Annotated in this window: 6 protein-coding genes; all 6 read left to right on the top strand. The window is 49.1% G+C overall.

Features of this window, described 5'->3' with window-relative positions; all coding sequences use genetic code 11:
- The first annotated feature begins 501 nt into the window (after positions 1–501).
- On the top strand, positions 502–1,497 hold the full coding sequence (locus RJ60_RS14750) for a LacI family DNA-binding transcriptional regulator (RefSeq protein WP_103135255.1): 996 nt from the start codon (positions 502–504) through the stop codon (positions 1,495–1,497).
- 37 nt (positions 1,498–1,534) lie between these two features.
- The gene (locus RJ60_RS14745; protein ID WP_103135254.1) at positions 1,535–2,731 is read left to right on the top strand and encodes a maltose ABC transporter substrate-binding protein; all 1,197 of its coding nucleotides are present in this window, start codon (positions 1,535–1,537) and stop codon (positions 2,729–2,731) included.
- A 95-nt stretch (positions 2,732–2,826) separates the two neighbouring features.
- On the top strand, positions 2,827–4,380 hold the full coding sequence (locus RJ60_RS14740) for an ABC transporter permease subunit (RefSeq protein WP_103135253.1): 1,554 nt from the start codon (positions 2,827–2,829) through the stop codon (positions 4,378–4,380).
- Positions 4,370–5,236: a sugar ABC transporter permease gene (locus RJ60_RS14735; protein WP_180979986.1), complete on the top strand. Its 867-nt coding sequence runs from the start codon at positions 4,370–4,372 to the stop codon at positions 5,234–5,236. Before RJ60_RS14740 ends, RJ60_RS14735 begins: the two co-directional genes overlap by 11 nt.
- 14 nt (positions 5,237–5,250) lie before the next feature.
- Positions 5,251–6,621, top strand: a complete 1,371-nt coding sequence (locus RJ60_RS14730) for a glycoside hydrolase family 13 protein (protein ID WP_103135251.1) — start codon at positions 5,251–5,253, stop codon at positions 6,619–6,621.
- 139 nt (positions 6,622–6,760) lie between these two features.
- Positions 6,761–6,969 (top strand): hypothetical protein (locus RJ60_RS14725; protein WP_146028944.1); only part of this gene is annotated, 209 nt, incomplete at its 3' end.

The raw sequence follows: 6,969 nt of genomic DNA, 5'->3' as shown, positions 1-6,969 counted from the left end.
TAGTTTCTTTGTATGGGTCGAGAGAAGATAATAGGGACAGACTCCGTTATTTACATTTCGGCAACGTAGTTCTTCATTCAATCAAAATAGGTCCGACGTCAACGGTTCTCCATTTTCCGAAGCCGGCAGGATGCTGAATCATACACTCTCATGACAAGAAGATTGTGAGCCCGTGACTCCGCAATGAGCTCATAAACGATTTCAATTTGTCTTCTAGTTTTGCTTCTTCTAAGACGACTCCGCGCTCAAGCTTAAGATTGCTCTGAGGAATATTGTTTTTTGTGCTGGGAGCGCTCACAGTTTAGCGCTGCATTCTAGACTGTTGTTAATTGCTGTTAGTAATTAGTGACAAGATAGATTCCTATGAATGTGTGTACATGCTACTAATCGAAATTGCGCTTTCTCAATAGCAAAATTTGACTCTTGTTTGCTAATTATGATATAGTATTGTGAGCCCTCACATTATTCAAAACGTGTCTTTTTTGGCAGAGGAGTAGGATTATGAAGCCAATAACGATAGAGGATGTTGCCAGACTCAGCGGAGTATCGCGAGGAACAGTATCAAGGGTAATCAACGGAAGCCAGAATGTTAATAGGGAAACGAGAAAGAGAGTCCTTGAAGTGATAGAGAAGCTCGGTTACCGCCCAAACCAGAACGCGCGGAGAACGGCCGGTGGAAGATCCTCCACAGTTGGCATAGTGATCCCAATGATCGGTACGGAGTTCTATGAAAGACTCATTAAGAGCATGGAAGGGAAGCTCAGAGCGCAGTTGTACTCCATGATGCTGTTTCCGGTTCTCAAAAGGGACTGGGTCTCGAAAGTCATGTTGCATGACGTCCCCAGTTCAGACGCGGCAGGAATATTTCTTTGCTCGTTCGATATCGAGCATCTCTTTTCATCTTTCAGTAAACCCTTCGAAGGTCCAACGGTCCTTGTTGACAGCTATTCGCCCCTGTACGACTCGATCTACATAGACAACGAGCTCGGAGGATACCTTGTAGGAAGGAAGTTCTCGCACCTAGAAGGAAGCACACACGTCATAATGATGCAGGAATCGATAGATTCGGGCTTCTGGCCCGTCTTCAACTCAAGATTCAAAGGTTTTCAGAAAGCGCTCCTCGAAAGCGGGAAAAGCCTTCCGCAGAGAAACGTTCACTCCTACGATTTCAGCTGGAGCGCCGGAGCTCTCGCGGCCCGCGATATCTTCGACAACGATCGGCCTCCCTTCAACATCTTCGCCATGAGCGATCTTTACGCATTTGGAGTTATGCGGGAGGCCCAGCTCAGAGGTCTTCGCATCAGTCGGGATGTGAAGCTGGTCGGTTACGACGATCAATCGGTCGCCAGAGACTGGGGGATCACCACGGTAAGGCAACCGATAGAAGAGATGGGGGAGAAAGCCGTAGATATGATGCTCGAACGCCTCGAGAGACCTGGAAAGGAAGTCGAGAGTGTCTGCTTGAAGCCTGAAATGGTGGAACGTGAATCCGCATGAGCCTGGAGAAATTCCAGGCTATAGAAAGGAGGAGAATATGAAAAGAAAGGTTCTGATCGTTCTAACGGTTTCGATGTTATTGCTGGGTTCGGTGATAACTGCCACTGTCGATGGACAGCTGATAATCTGGGCAGATGACACGAGAACTCCGATCTTCAAGGAACTCGCTGATGACTACACTGAAATGACTGGAATAGTCGTGACGGTCTACGAAATGACCATGGATGCGATTACCGAACAGGTTGTCACGGCCTCTCCCGCGGGCGAGGGCCCCGATCTAATCGTTGGGGCTCACGATTGGATAGGAAGACTCGTCCGCAATGGTACCATCGCCGCTATCGACCTTCCTGAAGATCTTCTCTTGCAGTTCGACCCCGTGACTATCGATGCCATGTCCTTCGAAGGAAAGCTTTACGGTGTCCCTTACAGCAGAGAGGGGGTCGCCCTGCTGTACAACAAAGATCTCGTTCCTGAGCCTCCTCAGACCTGGGATGAGTTGATTGCTATCACTAGAGAGATTACCAACCCCGCTATCGGGCAGTACGGATTTATCGTCGAACTCCCCTTCCCTTATAACAGCTTCCCGGTGCTTTCGGCCCTTGGAGGATATATATTTGGGCAGAGTCCGGAGGGAACACTATTGATGGACGATATCGGTCTTGACTCCGTTGGCATGATTTTGGGAGCGACTCTTATAGACTGGTTGATCGAGGAGGGTCTCATGCCGGGAGAGATACCCTGGGAGACTATGACGGGACTTCTCTCCGAAGGAAAGGCGGGAATGGTAATCACCGGACCCTGGAGTATCCCCATCGCAGAAAGCGGAGGAGTAAACGTTGGAGTTGCACCCATACCGACAATATGCGGGCAACGGCCACGGCCTTTCGTAGGCGTGTCAGGCATCATGGTCAACGCGTACTCCCCCAACAAGGCAATTATACAGGACTTCATCGAGAACCAGTATGCAACCAAAGAGTCGATGCTGAAGATATTTGAAATGGACCCGAGACCATCGGCATTTATACCTGCTTTCGAAGAGACCAGGGACGATCCCATCATGAATGCCTTCGCAGAATCGATCTCTTTCGGCATGCCGATTCCAAATGTCCCGGAGATGAACACGGTCTGGTCTGTCTGGACGGATGCAATGACTTTGATTTGCAACCAGACGCTTTCTCCCCATGAAGCTCTAAGGCAGGCTGCAAAAGTGCTCGAAGATACCTTTTCCAACTGACGAATGCAAGTAGATCTGTATCCCCCGGCAAAGGATGCAGAAAGTGTGAACAATAGAAGAGAGATCTGAGATGAATATTCCGGGGGATACAGTTTATGGAGGAAGTAGTGGAGAGACGTTTTCTGGGATTTCTTATCAAAATAACGATGATGTCACTGTTCAACGCGCTCGCCATTTTTGCGTGCACATTTTTCGTGATCTCGGGCGATCTGTACCTTTCGATAACTGGAGTCGTGTTGCTGGTGGTAGTAAATGCAGTTGTCTTTACAAAGAAGAGCTACCCTTTGAGATACCTCCTGCCTGGACTCTTTTTCTTGACGGCTATGGTCGTTCTTCCGATCCTTTACAACGTGTATCTCTCCTTCACCAACTACTCTACTGGCCACGTCATAGGGAAAGATGACGCGATAAATCTCTTTCTCAACCGCGAATACCTGCGGCCCGATGCCGAAAAATACAGTTTCAAGGCATACGGGAACGATTCGGACATTATGCTTCTCTTGCTGAAATCTGATGAAGAACTTCTTGTGGATATGAATGGAGAGATTCTTGATCCCGGCGAATTCGATATAGTTGATAACGATCTGGACGGAACGCCCGACAGGATTGGTCAGTGGAATATTATGGAGGGGTCAAAGATCGCCACAAACGTATCTCTGTTGCAGAAATTAAGAATCCCATACGGTAACGGCTTTCTGAGGCTAAGTACCCTGCGCGAGTTCAGACAGTACGAACATCAGTACGCTTACGACGAGGCTACCGACACACTGACCGATCTAAAAACCGGGAAGACTTACAGATCCGAAAAGGCACGATTCATCACGAGCGACGGAGAGGCTCTGGATCCAGGCTGGACGGAATATGTCGGTCTTCAAAACTATCTGAGAATAATAAACACCGAAAAATACAGGAAGCCCTTCTTCGGGGTCTTCATCTGGACCATCGAATGGTCGCTTTTGACGGTTCTTATCAGCTTTGTCATCGGCCTGTTTCTGGCCATGATGCTGAACGACAGCAAGCTAAGGTTTAGAAAACTCTACAGATCCCTTCTGATCGTTCCGTACGCGATGCCATCTTTCATCTCTCTGCTGGTCTGGCGGTACGGTTTTTATAGCAGCGAGTTCGGCTTTTTCAACAGGATGCTCAGAAACCTTGCCGGTATATCTATACCCTGGCTGGACTCAGTCTTCTGGGCGAGATTCTCGGTGTTACTTACCAACATCTGGCTCACATTTCCTTACATGATGCTGGTTTCGTTAGGAGCTTTACAGGCGATTTCACCACATCTTCTTGAAGCGGCGAAGATTGATGGTGCTGGGAGCTGGCAGAAGTTCAGGAAGGTGACCTTTCCACTGGTGATCGTGACGCTGGCTCCGCTTCTTATAGGTTCATTCGCGACGACTTTCAACAATTTCACGGTGATCTGGCTGCTCACCGAAGGCCATCCGGTTATGGGAATCGGAGATGTCGCTGGCGCGACCGATATCCTTATCTCTTATGCCTACAAACTGGCCTTCTCAGGAAGAGAGGGAAGCGAAATGGCGCTCTCGGCCGCGGTATCTGTGGTGATCTTCGCGATCGTGGTTACTATATCGATCATTAGCTTTAGAAGGACCAGAGTGCTCGAGGATGTTGCCAATGAGATATAAAAGGACCGCTAGATATGTTATCGGCAGGATAATGCGACACGGCGCGATCTGGATTGCGATCGTGTTTGCAGTCTTTCCGGCGCTTTTCATAATAGGCACCTCTTTCAATCCGGCCAATTCGATCAACTCGACGGGTATATTCCCGGCCAAACCGACCCTCGACAATTACACAAGTCTTCTCTTTGGCGCCAACAGGGTATTCACGATGTGGATGTGGAACACCTTGAAAATCTGTTTCGTGACCTCGTCTATAAGCGTATTTCTGTGCGCGCTGGGGGCGTACGCCTTTTCACGGTTCAGCTTTCGCGGAAGGAGAGCTGGGTTGTTGATGATTCTCCTGGTTCAAATGTTTCCACAGACACTGGGAATGACGGCGATCTTCCTGATTATGGCGTGGTTCAGCAAGAACCTTCCGCTACTCGGTCTCAACACTCACGCAGGGCTAATTTTCGTCTATCTGGGAGGAGCGATAGGCTTCAACACGTGGCTCATGAAGGGATATTTCGACAGTATTCCACGCTCTCTGGAAGAGGCGGCCTTTGTCGACGGAGCCACACCCTTCAGAACGTTTCTGAGTATTGTGCTGCCACTGACCAAGCCCATTCTCGTTGTCGTCTTCATTATTCAATTCATCGCCACTTATTCCGAATACATGATCGCGAGTACCCTGCTCAAGGGTGACAACATGTACACCCTGGCAGTGGGATTACGTCTGTTCGTCGGTCAGCATTACGACGACAGGTGGGGACCCTTCGCCGCGGCCGGAGTCCTCGGCTCGCTGGTTATAGTGGCGATCTTCTATTCGTTGCAGGGTCAAATCGTCTCCGGCTTGACAGGCGGAGCGGTCAAAGAGTAAAAAGGAGGATGTAAATGCAGCTCAAACCGCCTGAATGGGCAAACGATGCCATTATTTATCAGATATTTCCCGACTCTTTCTTCAACGGTGAACCGTACAACGATCCTCCAGATACTCTTGACTGGGGGGCCCCGCCCGAGAGGAATCGCTTTTACGGAGGGGACCTGCAAGGAATCATCTATAAGCTCGATTATTTACAGAAGCTTGGAGTCAACTGCATATACCTGACTCCCATCTTCGATGCGCCTTCGAACCACAAATACGACACCCGCAATTACTTCAAAGTAGACGAAACCCTGGGCGGGGATGAGGCCCTCATCGACTTGGTCGAGCAGTTGCATGCGAGGGGGATGAGGATCTTGCTGGATGGAGTTTTCAACCATTGCGGTATTGAACACCCGTTCTTCGTCGATGCGACGAGGAGGGGTAAAGAGTCCCGCTACTGGAGCTGGTTTCACATTGACTCGATTCCGGTTGTCGAGAGCCCCGAACCGAACTACCGTTGTTTTGCCGGCTACGGAAAGATGCCCGAGTTCGATCTTTCCAACCCTCAGGTGAGAGATTATTTACTTGACGTGGTCCGATACTGGTTCGAGAAGGCCGATATCGACGGCTGGCGGCTCGACACTGTGGAATATCTGCATCCCGATTTTGTACGCGCCGTTCGAGAGAGATCCAAAGAGATGAAACCGGACGCTTACGTTCTCGGCGAGCTTCTTCATCTTGGGACTTCCTGGTTCAAGGGAGGTTATCTGGATGGAGGGATGAACTATAGTTTGAGAAAGTATCTTCTCTCCTTTTTCGTCTTCAACAACATCGACGCCAAGACGTTTGCAGAAAAGCTATACGTCTTGCGGCGTAGCTACCCCGACTGGGCGAACTATGCGATGTACAACATGATAGACAGCCACGATCGCCCCAGAATCACCACACTCTGCAACGGGAGGAAGGAGATACTTAAACTCATCCTGTTGTTCTTATTCACCTACCCGGGTGTTCCTGCGATCTATTACGGCGACGAGATAGGCATTGAAGGCGGTAGCGATCCTGACTGTCGGAGGTCGATGATATGGGATGAGAAGCTCTGGGACCGGGAACTTCTTGAGTTCTACAAAAGGCTCATAGAGCTTCGACAAACCAGTCCGGCTCTGAAAAAGGGAGCTTTCATACCCCGTATCGCCGAAAATGGGCTTTTCACGTTCGAGAGAGAGTACGGGAATGAACGGGTTGTTGTTTGTCTGAACAACTCACCCGTTCCAAGAGAATACAAAATTGGAAAGCCTTATGATGTTCTGCTTTGGGGGTCTGCGAGGCTCGATTCTTGTACCGTGTCGTTAGATCCGTATGGTTTCACGGTATTGAGAAAGGCGACGGAAAGAGGCTGATTCATTTGAGCTATACTCTGAGACGCCGTTTCGCCTCTGCCTTGTGACACGACGGGAATACAATATCCTTTGAGGATCAACGTTTGGGGACAAATGTTTTTAGTGACTCCATTATTTACATGACATTTCGGGAGAAGAATTGGTTTACGCGAGGGAGTTTCTCGACCTAGGCGCTTCCTTTCCAGAAATAGATGAAGGGAAGGTAGAGCTAATAGATGACGCTGCTCATATGGATGTTGCAATAGGGAAGTTCTATCCCAAGGTGAGACCGATTGGAGTAAGACTTCCCAAAGAAGAATTGCCTTTTATTTCTTACTTGAAGAGAGCAACCACACTATTGGAAAATGC

Source organism: Mesotoga sp. B105.6.4 (genome assembly GCF_002896535.1).
In the GTDB taxonomy this organism is placed as follows: domain Bacteria; phylum Thermotogota; class Thermotogae; order Petrotogales; family Kosmotogaceae; genus Mesotoga.
The sequence above is the reverse complement of the archived record's forward strand: the minus strand, read 5'-3'. Positions and strand labels throughout refer to the sequence as shown.

What these genes read in the sequence shown, in the direction of transcription:
- RJ60_RS14750 (WP_103135255.1), top strand. Translation starts at nt 502, where the DNA reads ATGAAGCCAATAACGATAGAGGATGTTGCCAGACTCAGCGGAGTATCG.
- RJ60_RS14735 (WP_180979986.1), top strand. Translation starts at nt 4,370, where the DNA reads ATGAGATATAAAAGGACCGCTAGATATGTTATCGGCAGGATAATGCGA.
- RJ60_RS14745 (WP_103135254.1), top strand. Translation starts at nt 1,535, where the DNA reads ATGAAAAGAAAGGTTCTGATCGTTCTAACGGTTTCGATGTTATTGCTG.
- RJ60_RS14730 (WP_103135251.1), top strand. Translation starts at nt 5,251, where the DNA reads ATGCAGCTCAAACCGCCTGAATGGGCAAACGATGCCATTATTTATCAG.
- RJ60_RS14740 (WP_103135253.1), top strand. Translation starts at nt 2,827, where the DNA reads ATGGAGGAAGTAGTGGAGAGACGTTTTCTGGGATTTCTTATCAAAATA.